This is a genomic window from Priestia sp. JNUCC 25 (genome assembly GCF_053667915.1).
The window spans coordinates 2,182,389-2,208,586 of sequence record NZ_CM132211.1; the positions used below are offsets into that span (position 1 = coordinate 2,182,389).

The following is a 26,198-nucleotide window of genomic DNA, read 5'->3' on the forward strand; positions in this document are numbered from 1 at the left end:
GCTAGCGTCGAGAAACCTTCTTACATACCATGGGAAAAAGAGCGCTGCTTGCAATGGAAACAAGCTCATTGTGGAGATAATGTTTACATGCTACATAAATAGTGGTGCTGCAAATAATATCAATTAGTAAAAAAGCAGCAATGTCATGTTTATCAATGGTTACAAATACAAAAGAAGAGGAATCATAAGCTGTCATCGTTGGCTCCTTTGATTATATCGTTATGTTACTTTATTCACAAAAGGCTTGGGCTATACGAACTTTTAAAGAAGTAGGATGACGACAGCTGATTCTCTTTTCTACAGCTGATAATATTCTTGTTCGAGTATACTCATGATAAGATCTGTCTGAAATGCTTCTTCAATAAAAGCACCTTCACGCTCTATTCCTTCTTTTACAAAACCGCATTTTTCATAACAAGCAATGGCTCTATGGTTGTATTCGAGCACTCGTAAATCGACTCTGTGCAAGTGAAGGTGTTCAAATGCGTACGCAAGTACCAATTTTGTAACTTCGGTGCCTAGCCCTTGATTCCAGACGGAAGAATCAAATAAACCAATTGCATACCGTGCGCGCCGGTCGTGCTCGTTAACGGTCAGCCGTGCTTCTCCAACAAAACGCTGCTCATATTCAATACACCAATTCAGCTTTTGAGACTTTATGTACTCGACGTGCCGCTTGGCATCTTGTAATGTAAGAGGTTTTAAGTTTCGGGTATCGCCTCCGTACATGCGAATAAGTTCTTTTGTTTGTTTGCATGCTAGATAGTCATTTACATCGCTGTCTTTTGGTTTTCTTAGTATCACGTTTTTTCCTTTTAAAAGTGGTGAAACATTATTCATTTGATGCATCCTTTCTTTTCTAACATTTAAAAAGGTATTCCACTTGTCTCCTAAAAAACCTGCTTTTATGTATAAAAGAAATTCAGACATAACTATGTCCATCGAATCTTAAAACAAATGGGATCGATACGCTAGTATGGAGTGCTTGTTACACCGCGGTTGACTTCCGTGCAAGCCTTGGCTTTCCATTAACTGCTCTACATACATGAAGCCTACGTTCATTCTACAAATGAAAAAATCCGAACGAGTTGGATTCTCAAGCAAGAATCTCGATTCATCGTTCGGATCTTCCTTCAGCTAAACTACTTTTCTCCCAGCCTCTTTACGAAGAATGTTTTTTTGCGTAGTGAGCAAGTGCAAGAAGAGGAAAAATATCATTGTAGCTGTGGTACTGAATATAAAATTGTCCAGGAAGACCAATTCCCGTGGGGTAATGAGTTTGCTGCTCTGTAAGATTTGGATTCAGTAAAAATTTAATTCCTTTTTCAACGGCTCGATCTTTTAATGGACATATTGTCATTAAAGCATCGAGAGCCCAAGCCGTTTGAGAAGGGGTGCTAAACGATAGTGGCACATATTTTTTTAAAGAAGCGCTATAGCATGATTCTCCGAATCCACCGTCTTCTTGTTGAATGCTTTTGAGCCAGTTGATAGCTTTGATGATACGCGGATCAGAAGCAGAAACCCCTACAGCACGAAGTCCTGTAATAGCGGCCCACGTTCCGTAAATGTAGCAAACTCCCCACCGGCCGTACCAGCTCCCGTTATCCAACTGATGATCAAACAGCCATTTTACTGCAGCTTTAATCGAAGGGTGGGATTTATTCATACCAGCAAAGTTTCCGAGGCACTCAAGCACTCGACCGGTTAAATCGGCAGTAGCCGGATCCGTCGCTGCATCTTTTGCATTTTCAAGCGGGAGATAAGTAAATAAAATAGAGTCAGTATTTTTTTCAAATGCAGCAAAACCCCCGTCTTTGTTTTGCATGGACAGCAGCCAGTTAATGCCTCTTTGCCAAGACTCCAAATAATCTGTATCGGTTTGCGCTCTTCTAGAAAGAGCTCTAATAGCAGCAGACGTATCGTCTAAGTCAGGGTTATTCGTATTAATATCGGAGAATCCCCAGCCTCCAGGCGCTGTATTTGGGTTATGAAACTGCCAGTCTCCAAGCTTTGTATGCTGTCTTTTCTTTAAGTAACGAGTTGTGCCTTTAATCATGGGATCTTGCTGCGGTACACCTGCTTCTTGTAGAGCGTAAGATAGCAGGGCGGTATCCCAAACGGTTGACGTGGAGTTTTCTACGTGCGTGTGACCGCTGCATGTACTAAGTAGTGAACAAATACCGTCAATTGCTTTTTGAACCACAAACGAATCTTTTTTATAGCCAAGAGCCAAAAGACCGTAAATCATAAAAAAAGTAGAGGTTGCGTAGCTGTAGAGTGTTCCATCTTTTTCAAGTCTTTCTAGCATGTAACGCTCGGCTGCTTGATAACCAAGCTTGTGGATGTAAGAAGGTAAAGAAGCCAGCTGTTTTAAATGGTCGACTAAAAAAATAGAAGCGCGTGATTCTTGAGCAGCTTCATCCGCTTCCTGTTTCTGCTCTCTTACATCTAAATGAGAAAGAGAAGGTGTATGCCTAGAAGTAAGTGAAAATTTTTTGTTTCCAGCTACCATCATCGGGACGAAGTGAATTCTGGCATAGGTGCTTAGTTCATAAAAGTTAAGCGGTACATAGGTAGGCACGAGCAAAAGAGAAAGCGGGAGGTAAAATAGCTTTGGCCACTCGTATAAGCCGTTAACACAAAGCATCCATCTTGTGAGAAAATGAGCGCGAGAAATGCCTCCTGAATCTATAATATATCTTTCTGCTTTTCGCAAAATCCGGTCATTTTTTTGGTAATAGCCTGAATATAAAAGAGCTGTATAAGCTTGAATAGTAGCGGATAAGTTGTGTTCTTCATCATCAAACAACGTCCAAAGACCATCTTCATTTTGAAGGGAAACGATCCGTTCGGTTAATTGTTTAATCAACACTTCTTTATCTAAATCAAAGGTGCGAAGAAGCATAATTAAAAACGCATCAGGCATAACGCCTGTTTCAAAACAGTAGCGAAATGACCCGTCATTTTTTTGTGTTGGGCGCAGATAGGCGATTCTTCGCTGAATCTCTAGCTGAACTTCCTTTAGCAATATGATCACCTCTTATGATAATGCTTTTCAATCTTTCGACCTGTTTCTTTATAACTGTATTCAAAGGAAGAGCGTTCTATGAGAGGAGAAAGTTGCAAAGAATAGAGCGCTTGCTGCACAATAAAGGTACTGGAAAATTGGAGTGATAGAAGTGAAAGAAATACAGGTAGAAGTTATTCAAGGGCGAGGCTCTTACCGAGAGCTTGGTAAAATGCAAGGGGAATCACATAAAGGAACAAAGCTGTTTGAAAATCATCAAAAAAGAAGAAAACGTTCATTACGAAGCTATCAAACGATAGCAAAAGAAGCTCGTCATTATTACGACTTATTTGCTCCCGGACTGTGGGACGAGCTATTGGGCTTAGCAGAAGGCTTAGATTGGCCTCTTGAAGACGTCATACATGAGTACAGCGGGTATCAGCAAGAGTGGAAGAAAACGGGATGTTCTGCTCTTATGCAGCACGGTGTGTATGTGCGGAATTACGATTATCATCCGAAAACGTACGAAGGTCGATTTTTGCTTTTTCAGCCAAATGAAGGATATGCAAGCGTCGGGTTTGGAACAAGAATGATTGGGCGAATGGATGGAATGAACGAAAAAGGATTAGCAATTGGCTATCATTTTGTTAATCGCCGCCGTCAAACGAACGGATTTATTTGCTGTACGCTTGCTCGGTTTATTTTAGAAACATGTGAAACGACAGAAGAGGCTGTTGCTATTTTAGAAAGAGCACCGCACCGTCATGCGTTTAATTATTCCATTTACGACCGCAGCGGACAGGGAGCAGTAGTCGAAGCATCTGGACGAGGCGTTCATGTACAAAGAGGAACGATGATGGGGTGTACGAACCATTTTAATCAGCTGGTCGAAGAAAATCGTCATCATTTGGTAGAGTCAAAGGAAAGGCTCGATCATATTCGAGATCATATTGAAAAAAAGCTATCGCCTCTTGAAGCTTTTTCTTTATTTAATGAAGATGAATACGGTATTTTTAAAGAAGATTACCGGAATTCTGCTGGAACGCTTCATACAGTGGCATATGTACCGGAGACGCTGCAAGTCATTGTGGGAATTGGACGAAAAGCAAAACCTCTTATTTTCTCGTTTGAGGATTGGGTGAAAGGAGAACAATTAACTATAACGAAAATAAAAGGAACGGTAAATACAGACGAACCATTTCCGTTTCAGTAAGGAGCAGCATAATGAGAATTGTAACGAATCAAGAGATGTATCAAGTAGATGATTATATGACGAATACAATTGGGATGAGTGAAGAGTCCCTTATGGAAAATGCCGGACAGGCTGCTGCAAACGCGCTGAGTGAGCGAATCGAAAAATATGAAAAAATAGGGCTGCTTATAGGAACGGGAAACAACGGAGGAGACGGCTTTGTTATTGCCCGTGCTTTGAAGTCAAAAGGCTATGAAGTTGACGTCTGGGTAGTTCCTGCACGGGAAAAAATAAAAGGCGCAGCTAAAAAAGCCATGATCATCTATGAAAATGCTGAATTCGCGTGGCAATCGGCGGGAGACAACTTCTCTGTAAAAAAGTATACGGTCCTTATTGATTGTTTATTAGGTATAGGCGTAAAAGGCAGCATCAAATCTCCTTATGATAACATTATAAAAAAAATAAACGACTCTAAGGCTTACATATACAGCATCGATGTCCCAAGTGGAGTAATGGAACAGAAGCAAGAGCTTACGGTACGTGCAGATGCTACGATTACGCTTCAGCAGCCAAAGATCACGGCATTTACATACCCGAGCAAAGAAAGCTATGGTGAATTGATTGTAGTAGATATCGGTATCCCACCGCTAGCAATTGGAAAAAGCTCATCCCTTAAAGAGGTATGGTCAACTCAGCATATTAAACAATCTTTTCCCATTCGGAATGCTTCGTCCAATAAAGGTACACATGGAAAAGGAATCGTAATAGGAGGTTCACTTCAAACACCCGGAGCGCCGATGCTAACGTCAAAAGCAGCACTCACAAGCGGAGCAGGGCTCTTAACGCTTGCGCTTCCGAATGATATTCATGCGATTGCAGCTGCTCACATGTTAGAAGTGATGTATAAGCCATGCCCAAGCAAAGATGGCTTTTTTGCAGGCGAGATTCCTTTAGAAGAAGCAAAGTACGATGCAATTGCAGTTGGACCAGGGCTTGGGAGAACGGAAGAAACAAAGAAAGTTGTCGAACAAGTACTTCAACAGCCCGTTTCTGTTGTAATCGACGCAGATGCTCTTTTTCATCTGCCGGATTTGATGAAAGAAGTAAAAGAAAGAGAACACGCAACGATTTTAACACCTCATCCCGGAGAAATGGCTAGACTCGTGGATACAACAATCGCAGAAGTAGAAGCAAATCGATTTTCGATATCTAGCCAATACGCAGTGGAAAATGGTGTGTATCTTGTATTAAAAGGCCCAAACACGATCGTTACAACGCCGGATGGAAAACAATACGTAAATACCACTGGAAACGCAGGACTTGCAAAAGGTGGAACGGGTGACACGTTAACCGGAATCATCCTCGCTTTTATTATGCAGCATGATTCTCTTCAAGAAGCAATCAGCAATGCGGTATATGTTCATGGAAAAGCAGCGGATGTGCTGCTCGATCAGGGGCATACAATGATAGATATGTTAGCAAGTGACGTTATTTCTGCACTTCCGGCAGTCTTCGGGCAGCTGAATGAGAAGTGATTTCTTCTGGATTATTAAAATTTGTTGACAAAATCCTTCAAAAAGTTGTCAAAACTCTGTGTAAATGATAACGTTATTTTACGTAAGATTTTACATAGAAAGAAAGTGATGTTGTGTACTACTCAATGAGACCAAGAGGCATTCATTTAGCTGTGCCTACACTTTTCTTCCTTATTACAGTCGTGTTATTTGCGATGATGCAGTTTGGTTTTTATTTGGATTCCAGCATTCTTCGTAAAATTTGGGTCATCATTATGGCTTTATTGCCCATTGCTGGACTAATCACGGCTATTAAAGGTAGAAGAGGAAGCGCAAAGCCGTGGTTAATTATAGGAAACGTGATTCTTATTTTAACCGTTACAATAATGAGCGTACAGGCTATTATTTATTAAACAAAAAAACGTGTTCGCCAAACAGGCGGACACGTTTTTATTAGGAAGAAGAAAAGAGCTGTTTCGCTTATTCTTGCATCGCGGCATTTATTCCTTCTTTTCTAACTTCTAGCATATGAGTAGCTTTTTTATCAATACCTTTAGCTGTATCGGAAGAAATGACGCCTACGCTGCTTAAGTCATAGGCAAGACTTGTAACAAGCAGCTGCTCTCTTTGTGCGAGTGTGCCGTATGTAAGTGCAGCGGTTTTAGCTTGAATGCCACTCATATTTAATTCATCAGTAGAAGAAGCTGCTTCTTTTTTTGCGGCTATTGCTTCTTGATAAAGAGAATCATATCCTCCAAACCCTACTTGGGCAATTAGAAAGTTATAAATGTCATCGGCCGATTTTTTCGAAGGCTGAGAAAAAGCTCTTTGAAATTTATTGCGCGGTAAAAAGTTTAGTGCCGTCTGTCTTCCGTCTTCATAAATTTTTTCTTGTATTTCTTTAGTAGCTTTTTCGTCATTTTTTTTCTGTGCTGCATCTAGCTGTTTGCGATATTTTTGAATAATGACTCCGTCCTGCTGATTGTTTCCATCTTTGAAAGTATCTGCGGCTTGTGGAACATCTGACGTTGCTAGAGTCTCAGCGGCGTTCTCTGAAGAAGAAAAGAACGTATTTTTGACAAAAATAAGTGCAAAGATCAGCAGAATAAACCATAAAAACCTGAATTTCTTAAACAAAATGTTCACCTCTGTATAATATTTCTAAATTATGTAAAACAACATGGACCAGTATACAGCAATTTTAGTGTTTTTTTACACATTTACCCAAAAATAAGAAAATAGTAAGAGGTGGTTTTATTAATCTAATAGATATATAGGTTCATTGTTATGGTTCTAAAGAAACCATTGATCTATTTGTACTGATTCACATAATCGAATATGTTTTTGCTAATAAGGCTTAAAGTGACAAGGATAAAAAGCGTTCGGACGTACGTCACGCCTTTTGATAGAGCGACATTTGACCCGACAAAAGAACCCACGATCATCGCAAACCCCATAATTAATCCGTAAGAAAATACAACAGAATCGAAATATAAAAACACAAGCAAAGCACCTAAGTTACTGCCGAAATTTAAAAATTTTGCACTGCCTGCTGACTGCAGGAAATCAAATCCCATAAATAAAAAAGCAAATAAAATAAATGAACCTGTGCCTGCTCCTAAAAAACCATCGTAAAAGCCAATAATAAAAATAAGTGCAGTAAAGAAAATAAGTTTCTTAATAGACAGCGGCTTATACGTGGACGTGGTGCCCCAGTTTTTTTTGAAGATTGTATAAATAGCAACTAAAACAAGGAGAATCAAAATAACAGGTTTCAAAAAAGCAGAGGATAGAAAATGAACGGTGATTGAACCTCCTAAAGAACCAATAAATACAAAAGGAAACCATTTACCTACGACGCGAAAATCGACTTTTCCGGATTTAACAAATCGAATGGTACTCGTTAATACGCCCATCGTTCCGGCTAATTTATTTGTAGCTAAGGCAGCAGCGGGAGGCAGGCCTAAAAATAAAAGGGCAGGCGTTGAAATTAAACCCCCTCCGCCAACTACAGAGTCGATGAATGCAGCTAAAAAACCAAATAGTAAAAGCAAAAGAACAATCTGTAAACTTAATTCTTCCATAAAGCACCTTCCTCATGTCATAATATATAGTGACTACTTAAATAGTAACTATATAAAAAGCAGTTGTAAATATGTAAATGATGAAAATTTCAAATAACTTAAAAAACAGGGAGGTTTCCTTTATGGAAAATATTATTCAGCAGCTGCAGTCGCTTGGATTTAATCAGTACGAATCAAAAGTATACGTGACGCTTGTCAAAAAAGGATCTTCCACTGCTTATAGTATTAGTAAACATTCAGGTGTGCCAAGAGCGCGTGTATACGATATTTTACAAACACTAGAGGAAAAAGGCATGGTGTTAAAAGAAGAGAGTAATGATGGCACCCAGTACACGTCGTTGCCCGTCGATGCTTTTTTGCATTCGCTGCAGAAAAAATGGAACGAAACGTATGAAGACGTTAGCGAAACGCTTAAACGTCTTGAAGCTGCAGAGTCTATAGAAGAAAGCCGGGTTATGACGATGAAAGGGGAAAGAGCGATTCTTGCTTTTTGTGAGTCGCTATTGTTAAAAGCAAAAAATAAAATTGTCATCTCGCTTTGGCCCGATATTTATAATGAGTTGAAGCCCCTTTTATTACAGCTAAGGGAGAGTGTCAAACTAAAAGGAATTGTGTTTGAACAAGATGAAGCGATGGAGGAATTTGACCGGCACCGTCATACAAGCTATACCGAAAACATTGGGAATCAAAACTGGTTTATTATATCTGTTGACAGCAGTGAAATGATTTATGGTCATAAAGAAATGGCTTACTATACAAATAACGCAGTCAACATTAATTTACTTGAAAACTATATTTGGCATGATATTCTCGTTAACAGACTTGTAGAAAAAAGTGATCAGGAAATGGACAGATGGATCGAAAGGGAAAGAGAAAGTTTTTTTGCGTAGAAAAACCCGCTTTATGCGGGTTTTTGTATTAAAAAGTTTGCGCAAGTTTTTTGGCTTCGGCTATTCCCTTTTCTTTAATTTCCTGCGCTTTATCTGGCATTGCGTTATGCCCTTCGACAAAAATGCCGTCTAACGAAGGTACTCCGAAGAAATTCATCATAATTCCAATATAACGATGCCCCATTTCCATATCAGCTGCGGGACCTTCAGAATAAATGCCTCCGCGCGCTTGAATATGAAGCGCTTTTTTATCCGTTAATAGCCCAACAGGACCTTCTGCCGTGTATTTAAATGACTTACCGGCTACGGCTACAGAGTCTAAATAAGCTTTCATAACCGGTGGAAATGAAAAGTTCCACATAGGCGTTACAAAAACATATTTGTCCGCGGTTACAAACTGTTCGCTCAGTTCTGCAAGACGATTGACCTTTTCCTGTTCATGAGAAGAAAGTTCAGAGCCAGACTGAAGTTTGCCCCAGCCGCTAAATACATCCGCATCAATATGAGGGATATTTTCTTTATAAAGGTCAATATGTACAACTTCGTCACTTGAATTGTGCTCTTTGTAAGCATCGATAAATGCTTTTCCAGTTGCCATACTGAATGATTGAGACTCATCGTGAGGATGAGCTGTAATATAAAGTACTTTTGCCACGTCTTATCATCTCTTTCTTGTTTGAAATAATGTACTGTCTTATCGTTATCACTCGTATAAAAAACTATACGCACTTTGTTCAGTAAGTTGAAAAAGAGCATATGAAAAGAACTTTTATATAGAAAATAATGGTATAATAAATATTTGAATATTTATATAACAAGTATGTGTAACAGAAGTAAATAAGAGGTGTCGAGATGAAAGGAAAATGGATAATAGTTACGGGTGCAGGTTCTGGAATTGGCAAAGAAATTGTAAAAGAGTGTGTGTCAAAGTGCTATTCAGTTATTGCTTGTGATATTAATGATGAAGCTTTGAGACAACTAGCTGAAGATACAAAGGGCCATATTGAAACGCATGTAGTAGATGTTAAAAATGGAAAGGATGTAAAAGATCTTTTTTATCAAATAAAAGATAAAAATTTGTATGGGTTAGTTAATAATGCAGGCGTGTATTTAGGGAAAAATTTATTGGATTATGAAGAAAACGAAATAGATTTTGTGATGGATATTAATATTAAAGGATATGTTTATTTCTCCAAGTACTTTGGCGAATTATTAATGAAAAAGGAAACAGAAGGGGCGATTATTAATATATCGTCCGTGTCAGGAATGGAAGGAAGCTCCGATGCTATATATGGAATGTCTAAAGCAGCAGTATTAGGATTAACCAAGAGCTGTGCGATGAATTTTTCTCCTTATATGCGGGTGAATGCAGTAGCACCTACAATGGTAAATACCGATATGATGAAAAATATTCCAGAGTGGCGCAAAAATGAATACATCGCTCATCAGCTGATTCCAAGCTTTGTTACGCCTCAAGACGTGGCAGATACGGTCCTGTTTTTATTAAGCCCTCAAGCAAAACATTATACAGGAGCCACCTTTGATCTTAATAGCGGATGTTATTTACGCTGAATACTCTTTCAAAAGGAATTGAGACATTAACTACATCAATCCAAAGACGAACAAATGGGATAAATAATTCAGTATGGCGCGTGTTACACCGCTGTTGATCTCCATGCCAGACTTTGCTTTCCGCGGGCGGCCGATGAGCCTCCTCGTCGCATGCGCTCCTGCGGGGTCTCATCTGTTCCGCTTTTCCGGCAGGAGTCTTCGCCTTGCCCTCCAATCAACAGCTAGAAGCACCTACATACATGAAACCTACGTTGACTATCACCATAAAAAATTCGAATGCACTTAATTCTCAATAAAGGATTTTAATTCATAGTTCGGATCTTCCTTCAACTAAAATACGTCTGTCCCATCCTCCTTTTTGTTTTCTTAAGAATTCTTAAGAAATTTACTTAACGTTTCTTTAGATTTTTTTCTATTCTAGAAAGAAAGAGTAGAAAGAAGGAATAGAAAATGAATTTAGCTTTTATGTATCAATATTTTCACCAGCCGCGAACGGTAGGAGCACTTTTGCCAAGCTCTAAGCACTTAGCGAAAAAGATGATAAAAGGGATTGATTTTGAACATGCAGCCTGTATAGTAGAGTACGGACCAGGAACCGGAGCTTTCACCCGTGAATTAATAAGAAGACGAAGCGCTTGTACAACTTTGCTTCTTATCGAATATAATCGGCATTTTTACGAAAAAGTAAAGGAACAAGTAAGGAATGAAAAAAATGTGTACATGATAAACGGATCCGCTGAAAATGTTCAAAAGTACTTGATACAGTATGGTATTACAAAAATAGATTACGTATTATCAGGTCTTCCTTTTGCCTCGTTGCCGTCTGAAGTGTCGGACTGTATTCTGCAAAACACGCGCAGCGTATTAGCTGATGAAGGGAAATTTATTACGCTTCAGTATACGAATTTAAAAAAAGAGTTGATTCGTACGTTTTTCCCGAAGTTTAAAGTAGAAAAAGAGTGGAGAAATGTTCCGCCTGCATACATTTTTACATGTGAAAAGAATGAGATATAAGGAGTTTGTAAATGAAAGACAGAATTTTAATTATGGATGACGATGAGCAAATTCGTAATTTAATTGCTATTTACTTAGAAAATGAAGGATTTGAAGCGCTGAAAGTTTCTAATGCTGTATCTGGGTTAGCGCTTTTAGAAGAACAAGAGGTAGATTTAATTATATTAGATATTATGATGCCGCAGATGAATGGAATTGAGGCTGCTTTTAAAATACGTGAAGAAAAAAACATGCCCATTATCATGCTGTCAGCTAAGTCAGAAGATATGGACAAGATATCTGGCTTAACAGCAGGCGCAGATGATTACTTAACAAAGCCATTTAATCCTCTCGAGCTCATCGCGCGGGTTAAATCACAAATTAGACGCTATAAAAAATACAATCAACGTGCTGAGCATGAAATTATTCAAATTGGCGATTTGGAAATTAACCGCAGCACCCGACTCGTCTTTGTACGCGGCCAAGAGATTCGCTTAACGCCAAAAGAGTTTGATATTTTAGAGCTGCTTGCACGCCATAAGGGGACGGTGATGAGTATGGGGAAAATATATGAAGCCGTTTGGCAAGCAGACGCGCTTAAATCGGATAGTACCGTAATGGTTCATATTACAAAAATCCGCGAAAAAATTGAGGATAATCCGAAAAAGCCCATTTATATTAAAACAATATGGGGCGTAGGATACAGGATATGAGAAGAATAAGTGTAAAGCTTCTTTTTGCTGTCATTATAAGCTTTTTGGCTACTAATTTAATTTTTATTTTAATTTCTAGGCTTGTTTTAAGCAGGTATATACAAGAAGAGAAAATGAATGTTTCTGCATATAATCTATTGGCGTTTGGGCTTATTTCTATGGCGGTTGTGGTCTTTATATTTGTTTTTTTAGTACTTATTCGTTCCCATATTCGTTACCTGAAAGAAATTTCTGAACAGGTTCAAAAAATATCAAATGGAGATTTAGGAGCAACCATCCATGTGCGAGGAAAAGATGAACTGGCTGAGTTAAGTCAAAATATTAACAAAATGTCTGCTCAGCTTCGTACAAAATTTAATCGCGAACGAGAAATCGAACAAGCAAAAAATGAGCTAATATCCAGTGTGTCTCACGATCTGCGCACGCCGCTAACCTCCATTGTGGGGTACCTCGATTTAATTAAAAAAAGAGCAAATTTAGATGATGAAACATTAGATAGCTATTTATATATTGTCGATTCAAAAGCAAATTATTTAACGGATTTAATTGAAGAGTTGTTTGACTATACAAAATTAACGAGTCCCGATTTTCAGCTTCAACGAAATGAAGTGGATATGAAACGTTTGCTTCAGCAGGTGATAGGAGAGTACGAGCCGATTTTAAAAAGAGAAGGCATTGACGTTCAGACTAGTTTTGCTAGTGAATCGGTTGTATTGATTGATGTAGAGAAAATGGTAAGAGTATTTCAAAATTTGCTCGAAAATGCCAAAAAGTACAGCGAAAAGCCTTCCGTATTAGAGGTGAATCAGGAAATTGATGAGGATTCGTTGGTTATTTCCTTTAGGAACAGCATTAACATCAGTGAAAAACTTGAGGTAGAAAAGTTATTTGATCGATTTTATCGAGGTGATGAATCAAGAACGGATGCGAATGGTTCAGGCTTAGGACTGGCTATTGCTAAACAAATCATCCTGCTTCATCAAGGAGATATACGAGCGGAGCTTCAGCGTAATAAGCTCACTTTTTTTATAAAGCTGCCGCTAACACAAGAAAGCCTTGAGAATCATAAGTAAAGATTCTTAAGGCTTTTTGCTACTATTTTAATACCGTATTCAAATTCTGGAAGCGTCGCATAAGCAAAGGATATTCTGATATGCTGCGATGTTTCATGATCATATAATGCGCCTGGATTTAAAAGGACGCCTTGATCTAGACAGTGCTTAAATAATTTACGCATCGAAACAGGCTTATGCAGCGTAAGCCAAAAATAAAAACCTCCGCTCGGAACATTCCATGTAGCGAGACTTTCCAAATGCTTCTCTAAAATAGCCTGTGCTTTCTGAGATTTTTCTTTTAATTTGTACCGTACGCTGGCAACGTGATTGTCATAAATTCCTGTCTTAAGAGCTTCAGCAGCAGCCCATTGAGATAAGGAACTAGCTCCGTAGTCAACTTGCATTTTAAGATCGGCCAATCGCTCAATCACATGTTCTGGCCCGACAACCCATCCAATTCGAAATCCTGGGCTGAAGGTTTTAGAGAGCGTTCCTAAATAAAGAACCATTCCGTTTTTATCTTGAGCTTTTAATGAAAGCGGAGGGGGTGAATGAAACCAAAGCTCTCCGTAAGCATCATCTTCAATAATAGGCAAATGCATCATTTCACACCGATGAAGTAGCTCTTGACGCCTTTGTTCGCTCATCGTCACATTGGTCGGGTTATGAAAGTTGGGTATCGTATATAAGACTGTGCCTTTTTCTTTTTCATGCTGGTCTTTTAATGAAGATAATTGAATTCCTTCTTTATCTAATGAAACGCCCGTTATTTTCATTTGTGCGGACTGAAACAAGGGCAGAGAATAAAGATAAGATGGCTTTTCAGCTAAAATATTGGCACCTGGAGGCAGCAGGCCGATTGAAATTAATTGAAGCGCTTGAAGTGAACCAGATACAATTAAAATAGATGAAGGAGACGTTTCAATGCCTCGTTTTTTTACATGCTTCGCTAACTCTTGTCGCAGTTCACCGTTACCTTTTGGGTGCTCGTACCCCAAGTGTACGCTTCTATGTTTCATTCCGCTAAACAGCTCGGAAAGCTGATCAGAAGGGAGCAGGTCAGGTGCTAACTCTCCAGTTCCCAAACGAATAATGCCCCGTTGAAATTCAGCTTCGTTAATATGGCGGATAGTCGAAGAATTTGGTTGGTATATTCCTGCCTCTACATAAGAACTCCAGTTCATGTGAGAACCTGCTGCTAGTAAGCTCCACGTATTGTTAATGACTTTGGTTCCACCACCTTTGTTTCCACTAAGCAGTCCTTCAGCAATTAAGTTTTCAGTTGCTGTTACCACTGTGCTTCTATTTACAGAAAAGGCAGCAGCCAAATGGCGCTGCGAAGGAATTTTAGTTCCAATAGGCCATTCTCCATTTGTAATTTTCTCTTTCATATACTCTTGAATTTGTTTGTGCATTGGCTTTTTATCAGCCGGATTTGGAGTCCAATTCATGTGAGACCACCTTTTTGTAATTTGGTTGGTATTATAAATCAAAACTTGGATGGAGACAACAGGGGATGTCAATTGTAAGATGAAAGTGAAAGGAGAGAGTAACATGTTTACAGTGGTTATACACGCTTTGTTGTTAGCATTCGGTTTGATTTTACCTTTAGGAGTACAAAATGTGTTTGTTTTTAATCAAGGAGCAAATCAACGGATGTTCAAACAGGCGCTTCCCGTAGTGGTGACGGCTTCTGTTTGTGATACGATTTTAATTATAGTCGCAGTGCTGGGAGTTTCAGCAGTAGTTGCTGCTTTTTCGTTTTTTCAAACGCTTATTTTTGGAATAGGTTTTCTTTTTTTAGCGTATATGGGCTTTGTAACATGGAAGAGCGAACCTTCGAAAACGTCATTAAAGGAAGGAATGACGGTAAAAGCGCAGATTCTATTTGCTGCTTCTGTATCTCTGCTAAATCCCCACGCGCTGATGGATATTATAGGCGTAATCGGAACAAATTCTCTACTGTACAGCGGAAAGGAAAAATGGATTTTTACGCTGGTTACGATATCTGTTTCGTGGATATGGTTTTTATTTTTAGCTTTTGCAGGAAAAGTGATAGGGGAAATGGATACAAATGGGAAAATAATGATTTGGGTGAATAAGGTTTCTGCATGTATGATTTGGGGAGTGGCTCTTTACATGGCAAAAAGCATTCTTTTTCATTAGAATAAACGTTGAAAGGAAAGTTATGTAATATAAAAATGCTTTTTTCTAGAAAGCGAGGGTAAAAAATGATTCAAGGAATTAATCATATGTGCTTTTCCGTGTCAAATTTAGAACAGTCCATCACCTTTTATCAGAAAGTGTTAGGAGCGGAACTTTTAGTGAAAGGAAAATCCACCGCTTATTTTAATCTTAATGGATTGTGGCTGGCGTTAAACGAAGAAAAAAATGTACCTAGATCAGAAATTCAGTATTCGTATACTCATTTAGCGTTTTCTATTACCATTGAAAGCTTTGACGAAGCAAAAGAATTGTTAAAACAGCATAATGTAACAATCTTACCGGGAAGAAGCCGTGACGAGAGAGACAAAAAATCTCTTTATTTTACGGATCCAGATGGGCATAAATTTGAATTTCATACCGGTACGCTCCAAGACCGTTTAGCGTATTACCAAGATGAAAAGCCACATATGAAGTTTTATTCGCTAAAAGAGTAGTACTAAAATAGTTACATGAGGTTATAATTCTATTACATTCGCCTTCTTCTTGCATTTATCATTAAACAAACGATACTGTTGTGATATAATGGAAAAAAAGTGAGGAGGAGGAAGAATGTATACCGCAAAACAGGTGAAGTTTGGTTCGCATATTGTAATAGGCGTACTTTTCGGCATACTAGCTGCAATGTTCATCGGAACTTTTTATCAAAATGTACCTGGCGTATTGCCGTACGGGATGATTAGCGGACTTGCAGTAGGACTAGTAGCAGATACATATTATACAATTAAAACAAAAATAAAGGTTATCTAATATAAATAGTAAGAAAAAGCAGTGAAGCTTTAGCTTCACTGCTTTTTTCTATTTCAAAATGATATTACTCAAAAAGCACTACATCCAATCCGTTTCTGCGGTAACAGGTTAGAAGCGTGTACAGTTCTGCACGGTGATGGTATAAATGAGATTGAATTTCAAGTAGCCACTCAAAACGTGTATACGTGCATCCCCAATAGGATGTCTGCAGTGAAAATAGCTTTTGTTCGTCAAAAGAAGAGTAGGCTGCTTTTAGCTGATTGAAGCCCTCTACTAAAGCAGCTTTGAGTTCAAGCTTTGTATAAGCTGGATGCTGCAGATAAAAGTCATTCATTTTATCTGCAGAGTAGCCTAAGGAAATATAATAGTCTGCACTACAAATGAGACATAAATGCTGCAGCAGCTCTTGAATAGACCGCTTGTGAGGGAGGGGACGATAAGCAAGCTCTTCTTCTGTAACGTCATTAATGATTGCGGTTAGGGAATGGATGTTAACGTTTATTTGATTAAACACCATCTCACAGTACGAATTCATGTATTCACATCCTTTTTATTCAACTAAATACCGCATTTTTTGATCCAGCCAGTACTCTGATTTTTCATTGTTATCGAGCTTAATATAGCAATCGACAATTTCATCATAAATGAATTCCTTTTCTTCTACTAAATCAATAAATTTAATGAGTAAAAATACGGCTTTTGAAACTTTTCCATTCTCACAAAGCCATTCTTTCATCCAGATTAATAAGTCAAGAAGAATAATCTCTATTTTTACTCGGATATCAAGGAACCAGTCGTCATAAATCGTTGTTAAATAATGAGGAACTAATTGGTGCAGTCGCTGTTCAGCTTCCTTGAATTTCAACGTCGGATCAGACTGTTCGGTAATCCACTGAAGGTCAGTTAATAAATCTAATCCATCGCTTGATACATCTGCGTTTAAAGAAATGAGCTGCCTGTTAACAAGTAAAACTGGCTCTTCCTTTTCTGCATTCAATAACTTTTTTAAATGAGACAAGTAGACGCGTAAATTCTTTTTGGCATTGCTTAAAGGTATGTCAGGCCACAACGCTTCGCATAGCTGTTCTCTGCTGATAGAATGATGAAAAATAAGATATAGTAAAATTTCTTGAGCAAAGCGCTTATTCCAGCCCTCTGTAATAAGCTGGCCATTTACATAGACGGAAAAAGAGTACAAGAAATCTACTTTAAGAGAGGGTGTGTGGGCATGGAAGTCTTTTTGTATGTCTATAGCCGTATCACTTTCCCAGTTTTTAAGTATTTTCATAGAGTCATTTCTTAAAGAAGACGGCTGAGTTTTGTTACTTTTAATAAAATCTACGGCAATTTCTTTGAGTAAAGTTGTTTTTTCTTTTACCAAAAATAAAGAATGTGCGTTAGGTATGGTCATATGACTGTAGTTTTTTAAAAACATCGTCTTTGAAATGAGATACTGAGATGAAAACAGAAAATCATGTTGACCAGATAAAGTGAGTACAGGAAGTGAAATGCTAGTCAACTCTTGAAATAGATTGTCTGTAATAGATAGTTTAAGAAAGCGGAAATATACACCGGGATCCATTTTTTTTAGTCTTTCAATTACCTGTTGTATGTTTGTAGGTTCCAGACTCTCTAGTTTGCCTAATTCGAAAATTTTATCTACCGGTATTTGGTTTTTACTTTCTTCGTTGTAACATCTCTTAATCTTTTGAAGGGTGCTATCTGAATAAAAAGGAAGAGACAATAGTATCAGTCCCTCAATAAGAAATTCATAGCGGGCAGCAAATTTAACAGCGATTTGTCCTCCAAATCCCACGCCAACTAAGTAACATTTCTTTATATGTAACGTATGTAATAAGTGGAAAAGATCTTCAATATGAGCCTCAAACGATATCTCCCCTGTAGCGGAGGCGCTATTTCCTGTCTCTCTCAAATCGTATTGAATAACACAATAATGTTGGGTTAATTCTGCAGTAATAGAATCAAAAAGCGTATGATCAGTGATAACAGAATGAACCATCACAATGGTTTCTGTCTTGTCAGTGAATACGGGCGAATGAACTTCATAGTAAATTTTTTCTGTCGCCGTATGCAGAAAAGGCATAAAAACAATCCTCCTAGTGTCTAACTGTAGCGTTTGTGTAACGGTAAAATTATTATGATAAGAATAGACAAAAAATTCAAAAAAAGGGTACTTTTTAGTAATTAAAAAATGTCTAATGTTCTAGTAATATCCATTATACTGTAAAACCATAGTGAAAAATAAGGGAGAATGCCCAAAAACAGCAAAAAGAAAACGTTATCAATTTCGAAAAAAGAAGAAAGGAGGAGAATTATGAATTTTAAAGACGAAAATGCGTTAGACTTAGAATGGGTTATGCTCATAATGGAAGCAAAACAAACAGGTATAAGCATCGAGGAAGTTAGACAATTTTTACAAAGTATTAGCTCAAATTCTTAGTCAATACACTAGTAAGAAAATAAAGAATTTTCTAAGCATAGATAACCTTTATAGCGAGTCTCAAGCTATGTCTACTAGATGTATAATCATCCCTTTACAGTAAGAACGTTTATTTATAATGCACGGTAAAGTGAAATTATGGTATTATTATCGATAAGTAAGCATTAGTAAGGGTGATTAAAATGACAATTGGCCAACGTATTCGAGATCTCAGAACGAAACAGGGAATATCGCTAACAGAACTTGCAAACCGAGCGGGTGTTGCTAAATCGTACATATCTTCAGTAGAAAGAGGAATTCAGCTCAACCCATCTATTCAATTTCTAAACAAAATTTCTACCTCATTGAACGTCAGTATTGATAGATTGATTCATGAGCCTATGGATAAATCTGAATCGTTGGATATTGATGATGAGTGGCTTGAGTTAGCAAAAGAAGCAGCGGAGTCAGGAATAAGCAAAGAGCAGTTTAAACAATTTCTTGAATTTCAAAAATGGCAGCGGGCAAAGCAAGATTAACTTCGTGGAATATACATAAAAGAGAACTTACATAGAACAACTGCTGAAAAATCATGATTGTAAAAAAGAGATTCCATTTATCTATGGAATCTCTTTTTTAGGCTTAAGAAGAAATAAAATGGGACGAGAATTCTTTTTCTCGCTGAAACTGAATACGTTCAAGAGTTATTAATTCAGGCTTTCTTTTCTGTTCAAACTGTCTCAATGTTTCTGAAATCTTTTTGTTTTGATAAAAAACTTGATGCAGTAAGTCAGACAGTAAGTCAGCATCTTTTAATGACTCGTTTAATCCAAAAGCGCCAGTGGGAGTCATCGTATGAGCAGCATCCCCTAATAATAACAGGTGATGCTTTGACCATACTTCGCTTATGCTGCTTTGCACAGAAAGAAGTGTAAAGTCTGACCACGACGTAATAAACCTTTCTATTGAAAGGTTTAAGCTAGGGAAAGCGTCTATTAAACGCTGAATAAACGGTCTAAACGATTGCTTTCGAAGAGCAGGATAGCTGCCTTTTTCAATATTCCATCCGATTTGAACAAAGCCTTTTGCTTGAGAAAAAAGCGCCACCTGCTGCTGCTTCACAAGTGAAAATTTAATAGAAGGCTCCCAATTGGCAGGTGCAGGAATTTTCGCCCAAAGCAAATCGTATCCATGATTGTGGATATTGTTTTTTATGTGCGCAAGTTTGCGAACAGTTGAATATCGACCATCTGCTCCAATAATGATTTTACTTTCAACTATTATTTCACCCCGGCCTTTTTGCTGAGCTTTTATTCCAGTATATTGTCCTTTTTCATTCTGCATTAGCTCCGTTACTTTTGTGCCCAGCATAAGCTTGTAGGAGAGATGGATGCTTGCTTGGTTATTTATAGACTGAAGGAGATGCTGCTGTGGAACATGAATTCCTGCATGTCCAAGTTCAGATTCTATCGTTTTGAATACATGTCCATCCTTCCAGTATTCGACCCTAGACATTCGAAGGAGGCCTAAGCTTTCAATTTCTTCAAATATATGATGTTTCTTAAGAATCATTTCTCCATCTTCATTTAAATGTTCGCCTCGAAATTCTTTTCCAAGCTCATCAGATCTCTCTATCAGTATAGTTGATATATTTTGTTTAGCCAGTAGATAGGCCAGTAGAGCACCGCCTGGTCCGGCTCCTATTATACACACATCTGTTTGATAGTTCATTTTCTTCACCTTGTTTGTTATATGCAATTAAGTTACTTTTAGTAAGTATATTAACTTTTATAAATGTTAATGTCAACTTTTTTATAGCTTTTCTTCTATGAAATTCGCTCTTTGGACAAAACACAAATAAGGTTCTACATAATCAAAGTCAAAGATTAAGTTTTATGATAAACTAAAATACACAAATTATTTTGAATAATTTGTATAAAAAGGTGAAATTTCAAAATTGTTGAGAAAAAGCACGGTTGGAAAGCTGCAGGATTTTTAGCAAGAAGAGTAGAGATCGTTTCTGAAAATTCTAGCAAACTCCAATTTCGACTGGAGGATGATTATGACAAAAGTAGAACATTATATTCAAACATTGGGTAACAGTGCAGATTTGCTAACAAAAAGGCAGACAAGCATTTACTTCGAAAAACTTTCAAACACCTTTCCTTTTTTAACAATCATGCAAATTAATTGGAGAAAAGTATTAATTAAAAAGTCCACCCGGCATATTGAAGAAATCAAAAAATGGCTTCAAGAGATGAATATAAAAGAACATCAGGTTGTTTTATTTTGGAAACGAGCAACTAAAGCTGTAAGCGTCGATTTAGCTCAGGCTTTACTATTTTTTCAACAAACAGCTGATCTTACAGAAGAAGCATTTATTTACTGTCCGTCTGTTGACTATGTAATTGAGTATTTTAAAGACGGTAAAATGATGATTGGTTTAGCAGCACGTTAATTAAAAGGAAAAAAAGCTGAGGGAGGAGGCGAATTAGAACCTCTTCACTCAGCTTTTTATGCATATAAAATCTAAAAAATACGAAACATAACGTTATTTACAACATAAATTACCTTCTCTTTATAATTAGTAGGAAAAGTATTGACATTTTCCATAAAACAAATATAATTAACATTAATCATATTGTTAATTGTAAAAAGAGCGATCAGGAGAAATGATGAATGTCGAACAATAAAGCAGTGACGAATCAAACGAAAAAAGAATACCCTAAACCCTATGGCTATACGTCAGATATTGCTGTATTTACGATTGTGACGGAAGAAAAAGAACCATACAAACCACCTAAAATGAGTTTGAAATTAATGCTTATCCAACGAGCAATGGTGAATGCAGAAGGAGAAAAGAACAGCGAAGCAGGAAAGTGGGCGCTTCCCGGCGGATTTGTCCATCCTGATGAATCAGCTTTTGAAGCGGCTAAAAGAGAGCTCGAAGAAGAAACGGGCGTAAAAGATATTCATTTAAAACACTATGGTGTCTATGATGAGCCTGGCAGGGACGATAGAGGATGGGTCATTACAAACGCACATTATGCAATCGTCCCAGAAGATAGTCTAATAAAGCGAAAAGCGAAGGATGATGCTGCTCGAGTTGAATTATTTAAAATAGATGAAATCTTTTCATTGCCTTTAGCATTTGATCATGAAATCATCATTCGAGATGCAATCAAGGAAATTAAGAAAGATTTATTGCAAACGACCATTGCCCAGAAGTTTCTGCCTTCTCAGTTTACATACTCTGAGCTGCAGGCTGTGCTGCTTACCGTAACGGATGATGCAGCGATTAAAAGTGATCAGGCCTTTGCACGAAAAATAAGAATGCTGCCATTTATTGAAGAAGTAGATGGAAAAACAACGACGAGAACGTCTAAAAAACCAACAAAGCTCTACCGGTTTGTTGAAATGAATGTGATGAAGCCAATCTATACAGCACGCTACTAAAAGAAAAACTTTCAATTCAAATAATTAACAATATGTTAACTGTTAATTTTTACGTATGAGGGGGAAACATAATGAAAAAAGCACTGATTAACATCGATTATACAAATGATTTTGTAGCTGAAAACGGAGCTTTGACATGCGGAGAACCAGGGAGACACATTGAAACATCCATAAGCGATATTACACGTCAATTTATTGAGCAAAACGAGTATGTCGTGTTCGCCATTGATTTTCATAAAGAAAATGATTCCTTGCATCCAGAATCAGCGCTGTTTCCGCCTCATAATGTTGAAGGTTCTGCAGGAAGAGAGCTATACGGAAAGTTAAATGATTTATATAATGTGTATCAATCAAAGGCAAATGTAGAATGGATGAATAAGACGAGATACAGCGCATTTGCTGGAACGGATCTGGAGATTAAACTGAGAGAAAGACAAATTACCGATGTCTACTTAGCAGGTGTATGCACGGATATTTGTGTACTTCATACAGCAGTAGATGCCTATAATAAAGGATTTGCTATTTATATTTATGAAAAAGCCGTAGCAAGCTTTAATCAAAAAGGTCATGAGTGGGCGCTTGAACATTTTAAATCTTGCCTCGGAGCAGAAATTATTTAAGGACATAAAAGTGGAGGAAATCAATGAATATGTTTACAGATGACAGCGTAATGCTACACACTGATTTATATCAAATTAATATGGGAGAAACGTACTGGGAAGATAATATTCATCAAAAGAGAGCTGTTTTTGAAGTTTTCTTCCGCAAACTTCCTTTTGGAAATGGCTATGCTGTTTTTGCCGGATTAGAAAGAATTATTGAATATATTAAAGCATTTAAATTTAGCGAATCAGATTTAACCTACTTGCACGAAGAATTAGGTTTTAAAGAAGATTATTTAGCTTACTTAAAAGACCTTACGTTTACTGGAACGATTCGATGTATGCGTGAAGGTGAGCTTGTGTTTCATAATGAACCAATTTTACGTGTAGAAGCACCATTAATTGAAGCTCAGCTCGTAGAAACAGCTATTTTGAATATTGTGAATTACCAAACGCTGATTGCGACGAAAGCAGCTCGAATCAAACATGTAGTGGGAGATCAAGTGGCAATGGAATTTGGAACACGCCGCGCTCAAGAAATGGACGCTGCTATTTGGGGAACAAGAGCAGCCTATATTGGCGGATTTGGTGCTACTTCTAACGTGCGAGCAGGAAAGAAATTTGGAATTCCAGTTGCAGGAACGCATGCTCATGCCATGGTGCAGGCTTATAAAGACGAATATATTGCATTTCATAAATATGCTCGTCGCCATAAAAACTGCGTGTTTCTAGTTGATACGTACGATACGTTAAAATCAGGAGTTCCCAACGCCATTAAAGTAGCAAAAGAATTAGGCGATAAAATTAATTTTACAGCGATTCGCTTAGACAGCGGCGATTTAACATATTTGTCTAAAAAAGCTCGTCAAATGTTAGATGAAGCAGGGTTTACAGACACAAAAATTGTTGCTTCCAACGATTTAGATGAAGATACGATTATGCATTTAAAGTCGCAAGGGGCACGAATAGACATGTGGGGAATTGGCACTAAGCTCATTACTGCATATGATCAGCCGGCGCTTGGAGCAGTATATAAACTCGTCTCTATTGAAGGAGAAAATGGCGAGATGATGGATACGATTAAGATTAGCGCCAATCCTGAAAAAGTGAGTACACCAGGGTTGAAGCGCGTATATCGTATTATTAATAATTTGAATGGAAAATCTGAAGGGGATTATATCACGATGGAAGATGAAGATCCTCAAAGCGAAGAACGTTTAAAAATGTTCCATCCTGTTCATACGTTTATCAGTAAATTCGTCACAAATTTTGAGGCAAAAGAACTCCATCATGATATCTTTGTAAACGGAAAGCTTGTGTATGAAACAGAAGAACTTCAGGAAATTCAGCAGTACGTAAAAGATAATTTAGAGCTGCTTTGGGATGAATATAAGCGTACGCGCAATCCTGAAGAATATCCAGTAGATTTAAGCGAGAAATGTTGGGGAAATAAAACCCGTCAAATTGCGTACGTAAAACAAAAAGTAGCGGAAGCCCTAAATAAAAAATAGTAGGGAGCTGGAGACATGTCAGATACGCTTGCTTATTTTCAACAGCTAAACCCTGATAAAAAAATAGATAAGCTTTTAGAAAAAGGAGCGAAAATTGGTATTTATGGTTCTTCTTTTGATCCGGTTACCAATGTTCATCTTTGGACGGCATCAACGGTTGCGCATCGAAAGAAGTTAGATGCTATTATCTTTTTGCCTTCATCGCACAAACGAACAGATAAAAAGCTCCAGACGTCGGATGAGCACCGTGTAAATATGGTTAGCTTAGCGATTAAAGATAACCCAAAATTTTTACTCGATACGTATGAGCTAGACGTATTGCCCGGCTATCATTACACATACTACACTATGGAGCACTTTAAAAAATTGCTTCCACACGCTGATTTATTTTTTATTATGGGAGCCGACTTACTGCAAGATATTGGTGAAGGCAAGTGGAAGAAAGCAGATGAACTTATTAGTAAAAACCAGTTTATCATCATGGCAAGAGAGGGAATAGACATGTTGAAAGCTATTAGTCATTCTCCATTGCTTCGAAATTATGACGACGGCCGGTTTCAGCTTCTTGATAAAGGGCTGGCGATGGAAATCAGTTCTACTTATATTCGTCAAGAATTTGCCCGGGGCGGAGAACCAAGATATTTAATGCCTGATCTCTGTTATTTTTATAGTAAAAAACATGGACTGTATCAGTAACAAATCTACATATAATGGAAGGAGAGCATGTATCATGTCAGACATGCAAGAAAAAATAAGAAAAGAGCTACATGTGAAATCTGAAATTGATCCAGCACAAGAAATTCGTGCCCGCGTTGATTTTCTGAAAAGCTACCTAAAGTCAGCAAATGCAAAAGGCTTTGTATTAGGTATAAGCGGGGGGCAGGACTCTAGCTTAGCTGGGCGATTAGCGCAGATTGCTGTAGACGAATTGCGAAAAGAAGAATATGAAGCAAAATTTGTAGCCGTTCGCTTGCCTCATGGCACGCAGCATGATGAAGCAGATGCGAAGGCGTCACTAGAATTTATTAAACCTAATGAAACATATACGTTTAATATTAAAAACACGGTGGAAGCATTTGAAAGTTCGTTTACAGGCGCGACAGATATAGCGCTGTCTGATTTTCATAAAGGAAATGTCAAAGCACGTACACGTATGATTGTACAGTATGCAATCGGGGGAGAAAACGGCCTTTTAGTTATCGGAACCGATCATGCAGCAGAAGCAGTAACAGGCTTTTTTACGAAATACGGGGATGGCGGAGCAGACGTGCTGCCTCTAACGGGATTAACAAAACGTCAAGGAAAAGCATTGCTAAAAGAATTAGGTGCAGATAAACGATTGTACGAAAAAGTACCAACAGCTGACTTGTTAGATAATAGTCCTGGTCAATCTGATGAAACGGAACTAGGAATTTCTTATGATGAACTAGACGATTATTTGGAAGGAAAAGAAGTATCACAAGAAGCCGCTGAAAAAATTGAACAGCGCTATCGTATTACTGAACATAAGCGTCAGTTACCGGCTAGCATGTTTGATGAATGGTGGAAATGAGAGAAATGCCCATATTAGGTATATCTAATATGGGCATTATTTTGACTGATTTCTTTCATAAAACAAAAAAGTGGCGGAAAAAGTGTAAATTAACGAATTGTTTTCTCATACACACTTTGTTATTCTTACGCACTTTGGTATAATGAAGTGCTTTTAATATTATTGAGGAGGAACATTTTTTATGGCAGTTGAAGTAGGTAGCAAGGTACAAGGTAAAGTAACAGGTATTACTAATTTTGGAGCATTTGTAGAATTACCTGGAGGTCAAACTGGGCTTGTACATATTAGTGAGGTAGCTGACAGCTATGTAAAAGACATTAATGACCATCTTAAAGTTGGTCAAGAAATTGAAGTGAAAGTCGTTAATGAGAAAGATGGAAAAATTGGATTATCGATTAAAAAAGCGATAGATAAACCTGAAAGACCCTCATCTTCTTATTCACAACGCCCGCCACGTCAGGCAAGAAATAATGATAATCGTTCTAAAAGCAACTTCCAACCAAAGGAAAACTTCGAACAAAAAATGGCGCGTTTCTTAAAGGATAGTGAAGATAATTTATCTACACTAAAACGCAGCACTGAATCAAAACGAGGTGGCAGAGGCGGAAGACGCGGATAAACCCCTTCCACTTTAACTACTT

31 protein-coding genes are annotated in these 26,198 nt (G+C 37.8%); 20 read left to right on the top strand and 11 right to left on the bottom strand.

Annotation, left to right across the window (positions count from 1 at the left end):
* Nucleotide 1: 1 nt before the first annotated feature.
* The 3 genes from JNUCC25_RS11065 to JNUCC25_RS11075 all read right to left on the bottom strand — a co-directional run bounded on the left by JNUCC25_RS11065 (nt 2) and on the right by JNUCC25_RS11075 (nt 3,040).
* Nucleotides 2-196, bottom strand: coding sequence for a hypothetical protein (locus JNUCC25_RS11065; RefSeq protein ID WP_013056879.1), 195 nt, complete (start codon nt 194-196; stop codon nt 2-4).
* Between the two features lie 101 nt (nt 197-297).
* The gene (locus JNUCC25_RS11070; RefSeq protein ID WP_029321532.1) at nt 298-840 is read right to left on the bottom strand and encodes a GNAT family N-acetyltransferase; all 543 of its coding nucleotides are present in this window, start codon (nt 838-840) and stop codon (nt 298-300) included.
* A 322-nt stretch (nt 841-1,162) separates the two neighbouring features.
* Nucleotides 1,163-3,040, bottom strand: coding sequence for a terpene cyclase/mutase family protein (locus JNUCC25_RS11075; protein ID WP_140456792.1), 1,878 nt, complete (start codon nt 3,038-3,040; stop codon nt 1,163-1,165).
* A 142-nt stretch (nt 3,041-3,182) separates the two neighbouring features.
* Here JNUCC25_RS11075 and JNUCC25_RS11080 point away from each other — a divergent pair, with 142 nt between their 5' ends.
* The 3 genes from JNUCC25_RS11080 (at nt 3,183) to JNUCC25_RS11090 (ending at nt 6,129) form a co-directional block, all read left to right on the top strand.
* Nucleotides 3,183-4,223 (top strand): C45 family autoproteolytic acyltransferase/hydolase, encoded by a 1,041-nt coding sequence (locus JNUCC25_RS11080; protein ID WP_098112557.1) that lies wholly within the window; start codon nt 3,183-3,185, stop codon nt 4,221-4,223.
* An 11-nt stretch (nt 4,224-4,234) separates the two neighbouring features.
* Nucleotides 4,235-5,737: a bifunctional ADP-dependent NAD(P)H-hydrate dehydratase/NAD(P)H-hydrate epimerase gene (locus JNUCC25_RS11085; protein ID WP_028413492.1), complete on the top strand. Its 1,503-nt coding sequence runs from the start codon at nt 4,235-4,237 to the stop codon at nt 5,735-5,737.
* A 113-nt stretch (nt 5,738-5,850) separates the two neighbouring features.
* Complete coding sequence (locus JNUCC25_RS11090; protein ID WP_223260155.1) at nt 5,851-6,129, top strand: hypothetical protein; 279 nt, start codon at nt 5,851-5,853, stop codon at nt 6,127-6,129.
* Nucleotides 6,130-6,196: 67 nt separating this feature from the next.
* Here JNUCC25_RS11090 and JNUCC25_RS11095 read toward each other — a convergent pair whose 3' ends face one another.
* A complete protein-coding gene (locus JNUCC25_RS11095; RefSeq protein ID WP_258198215.1) occupies nt 6,197-6,862 on the bottom strand; it encodes a hypothetical protein in 666 nt (221 codons plus the stop codon).
* A gap of 164 nt (nt 6,863-7,026) precedes the next feature.
* Nucleotides 7,027-7,800 (bottom strand): sulfite exporter TauE/SafE family protein, encoded by a 774-nt coding sequence (locus tag JNUCC25_RS11100; RefSeq protein ID WP_013056888.1) that lies wholly within the window; start codon nt 7,798-7,800, stop codon nt 7,027-7,029.
* 122 nt (nt 7,801-7,922) lie between these two features.
* On the opposite strand from JNUCC25_RS11100, the gene JNUCC25_RS11105 reads away from it, so the two are divergent.
* Entirely contained in the window at nt 7,923-8,690 is a 768-nt protein-coding gene (locus JNUCC25_RS11105; protein WP_064471633.1) for a TrmB family transcriptional regulator, read from the top strand.
* Between the two features lie 28 nt (nt 8,691-8,718).
* Here JNUCC25_RS11105 and JNUCC25_RS11110 read toward each other — a convergent pair whose 3' ends face one another.
* On the bottom strand, nt 8,719-9,345 hold the full coding sequence (locus JNUCC25_RS11110) for an FMN-dependent NADH-azoreductase (RefSeq protein WP_013056890.1): 627 nt from the start codon (nt 9,343-9,345) through the stop codon (nt 8,719-8,721).
* Nucleotides 9,346-9,542: 197 nt separating this feature from the next.
* Between JNUCC25_RS11110 and JNUCC25_RS11115 the strand changes: the two genes are divergently transcribed.
* Entirely contained in the window at nt 9,543-10,262 is a 720-nt protein-coding gene (locus tag JNUCC25_RS11115) for an SDR family NAD(P)-dependent oxidoreductase (RefSeq protein ID WP_064471634.1), read from the top strand.
* 83 nt (nt 10,263-10,345) lie between these two features.
* Here JNUCC25_RS11115 and JNUCC25_RS11120 read toward each other — a convergent pair whose 3' ends face one another.
* Nucleotides 10,346-10,480: a hypothetical protein gene (locus tag JNUCC25_RS11120; RefSeq protein WP_454223260.1), complete on the bottom strand. Its 135-nt coding sequence runs from the start codon at nt 10,478-10,480 to the stop codon at nt 10,346-10,348.
* 232 nt (nt 10,481-10,712) lie between these two features.
* On the opposite strand from JNUCC25_RS11120, the gene JNUCC25_RS11125 reads away from it, so the two are divergent.
* From JNUCC25_RS11125 to JNUCC25_RS11135, 3 genes are read left to right on the top strand one after another with little or no spacing between them, the layout of a single operon-like run.
* Complete coding sequence (locus tag JNUCC25_RS11125) at nt 10,713-11,276, top strand: class I SAM-dependent methyltransferase (protein WP_064471635.1); 564 nt, start codon at nt 10,713-10,715, stop codon at nt 11,274-11,276.
* A gap of 11 nt (nt 11,277-11,287) precedes the next feature.
* A complete protein-coding gene (locus tag JNUCC25_RS11130; protein ID WP_013056892.1) occupies nt 11,288-11,968 on the top strand; it encodes a response regulator transcription factor in 681 nt (226 codons plus the stop codon).
* On the top strand, nt 11,965-13,041 hold the full coding sequence (locus JNUCC25_RS11135; protein WP_064471636.1) for a HAMP domain-containing sensor histidine kinase: 1,077 nt from the start codon (nt 11,965-11,967) through the stop codon (nt 13,039-13,041). The genes JNUCC25_RS11130 and JNUCC25_RS11135 overlap by 4 nt, the downstream gene beginning before the upstream one ends.
* Here JNUCC25_RS11135 and JNUCC25_RS11140 read toward each other — a convergent pair.
* Nucleotides 13,032-14,474 (bottom strand): aminotransferase-like domain-containing protein, encoded by a 1,443-nt coding sequence (locus tag JNUCC25_RS11140; protein WP_064471637.1) that lies wholly within the window; start codon nt 14,472-14,474, stop codon nt 13,032-13,034. The two genes, JNUCC25_RS11135 and JNUCC25_RS11140, sit on opposite strands and share 10 nt — an antisense overlap.
* A 103-nt stretch (nt 14,475-14,577) precedes the next feature.
* Between JNUCC25_RS11140 and JNUCC25_RS11145 the strand changes: the two genes are divergently transcribed.
* The 3 genes from JNUCC25_RS11145 to JNUCC25_RS11155 all read left to right on the top strand — a co-directional run bounded on the left by JNUCC25_RS11145 (nt 14,578) and on the right by JNUCC25_RS11155 (nt 15,996).
* Complete coding sequence (locus tag JNUCC25_RS11145) at nt 14,578-15,189, top strand: LysE/ArgO family amino acid transporter (RefSeq protein WP_029321560.1); 612 nt, start codon at nt 14,578-14,580, stop codon at nt 15,187-15,189.
* Nucleotides 15,190-15,254: 65 nt separating this feature from the next.
* Nucleotides 15,255-15,683, top strand: a complete 429-nt coding sequence (gene fosB, locus JNUCC25_RS11150; RefSeq protein WP_013056896.1) for a metallothiol transferase FosB — start codon at nt 15,255-15,257, stop codon at nt 15,681-15,683.
* A 115-nt stretch (nt 15,684-15,798) separates the two neighbouring features.
* Nucleotides 15,799-15,996 carry a hypothetical protein gene (locus JNUCC25_RS11155; protein WP_013056897.1) on the top strand — a complete coding sequence of 66 codons (198 nt, stop codon included), beginning with the start codon at nt 15,799-15,801 and terminating at the stop codon, nt 15,994-15,996.
* Nucleotides 15,997-16,060: 64 nt separating this feature from the next.
* Here JNUCC25_RS11155 and JNUCC25_RS11160 read toward each other — a convergent pair whose 3' ends face one another.
* Entirely contained in the window at nt 16,061-16,531 is a 471-nt protein-coding gene (locus JNUCC25_RS11160; protein ID WP_013056898.1) for a DinB family protein, read from the bottom strand.
* 15 nt (nt 16,532-16,546) lie between these two features.
* The gene (locus JNUCC25_RS11165) at nt 16,547-18,100 is read right to left on the bottom strand and encodes an alpha/beta hydrolase (RefSeq protein WP_063671484.1); all 1,554 of its coding nucleotides are present in this window, start codon (nt 18,098-18,100) and stop codon (nt 16,547-16,549) included.
* Between the two features lie 231 nt (nt 18,101-18,331).
* Here JNUCC25_RS11165 and JNUCC25_RS11170 point away from each other — a divergent pair, with 231 nt between their 5' ends.
* A complete protein-coding gene (locus JNUCC25_RS11170) occupies nt 18,332-18,457 on the top strand; it encodes an anti-repressor SinI family protein (protein WP_013056900.1) in 126 nt (41 codons plus the stop codon).
* A gap of 182 nt (nt 18,458-18,639) precedes the next feature.
* On the top strand, nt 18,640-18,975 hold the full coding sequence (locus tag JNUCC25_RS11175; protein ID WP_013056901.1) for a helix-turn-helix domain-containing protein: 336 nt from the start codon (nt 18,640-18,642) through the stop codon (nt 18,973-18,975).
* Between the two features lie 103 nt (nt 18,976-19,078).
* Here the strand turns inward: JNUCC25_RS11175 and JNUCC25_RS11180 are convergent, their stop codons facing one another.
* On the bottom strand, nt 19,079-20,167 hold the full coding sequence (locus JNUCC25_RS11180; protein ID WP_063671486.1) for an FAD-dependent monooxygenase: 1,089 nt from the start codon (nt 20,165-20,167) through the stop codon (nt 19,079-19,081).
* Nucleotides 20,168-20,498: 331 nt separating this feature from the next.
* Here JNUCC25_RS11180 and JNUCC25_RS11185 point away from each other — a divergent pair, with 331 nt between their 5' ends.
* The 7 genes from JNUCC25_RS11185 (at nt 20,499) to JNUCC25_RS11215 (ending at nt 26,176) form a co-directional block, all read left to right on the top strand.
* Entirely contained in the window at nt 20,499-20,894 is a 396-nt protein-coding gene (locus tag JNUCC25_RS11185; RefSeq protein ID WP_013056903.1) for a CDI toxin immunity protein, read from the top strand.
* 221 nt (nt 20,895-21,115) lie between these two features.
* Entirely contained in the window at nt 21,116-21,892 is a 777-nt protein-coding gene (locus tag JNUCC25_RS11190) for an NUDIX domain-containing protein (RefSeq protein ID WP_029321567.1), read from the top strand.
* 71 nt (nt 21,893-21,963) lie between these two features.
* A complete protein-coding gene (locus tag JNUCC25_RS11195) occupies nt 21,964-22,512 on the top strand; it encodes a cysteine hydrolase family protein (protein WP_013056905.1) in 549 nt (182 codons plus the stop codon).
* 23 nt (nt 22,513-22,535) lie between these two features.
* Entirely contained in the window at nt 22,536-24,005 is a 1,470-nt protein-coding gene (locus JNUCC25_RS11200; RefSeq protein ID WP_275764698.1) for a nicotinate phosphoribosyltransferase, read from the top strand.
* 15 nt (nt 24,006-24,020) lie between these two features.
* Nucleotides 24,021-24,701, top strand: a complete 681-nt coding sequence (gene nadD, locus JNUCC25_RS11205) for a nicotinate (nicotinamide) nucleotide adenylyltransferase (protein ID WP_029321572.1) — start codon at nt 24,021-24,023, stop codon at nt 24,699-24,701.
* A gap of 34 nt (nt 24,702-24,735) precedes the next feature.
* The gene (gene nadE, locus JNUCC25_RS11210) at nt 24,736-25,557 is read left to right on the top strand and encodes an ammonia-dependent NAD(+) synthetase (RefSeq protein ID WP_013083029.1); all 822 of its coding nucleotides are present in this window, start codon (nt 24,736-24,738) and stop codon (nt 25,555-25,557) included.
* A gap of 181 nt (nt 25,558-25,738) precedes the next feature.
* On the top strand, nt 25,739-26,176 hold the full coding sequence (locus tag JNUCC25_RS11215; protein WP_013056909.1) for a S1 domain-containing RNA-binding protein: 438 nt from the start codon (nt 25,739-25,741) through the stop codon (nt 26,174-26,176).
* Nucleotides 26,177-26,198: the final 22 nt, after the last annotated feature.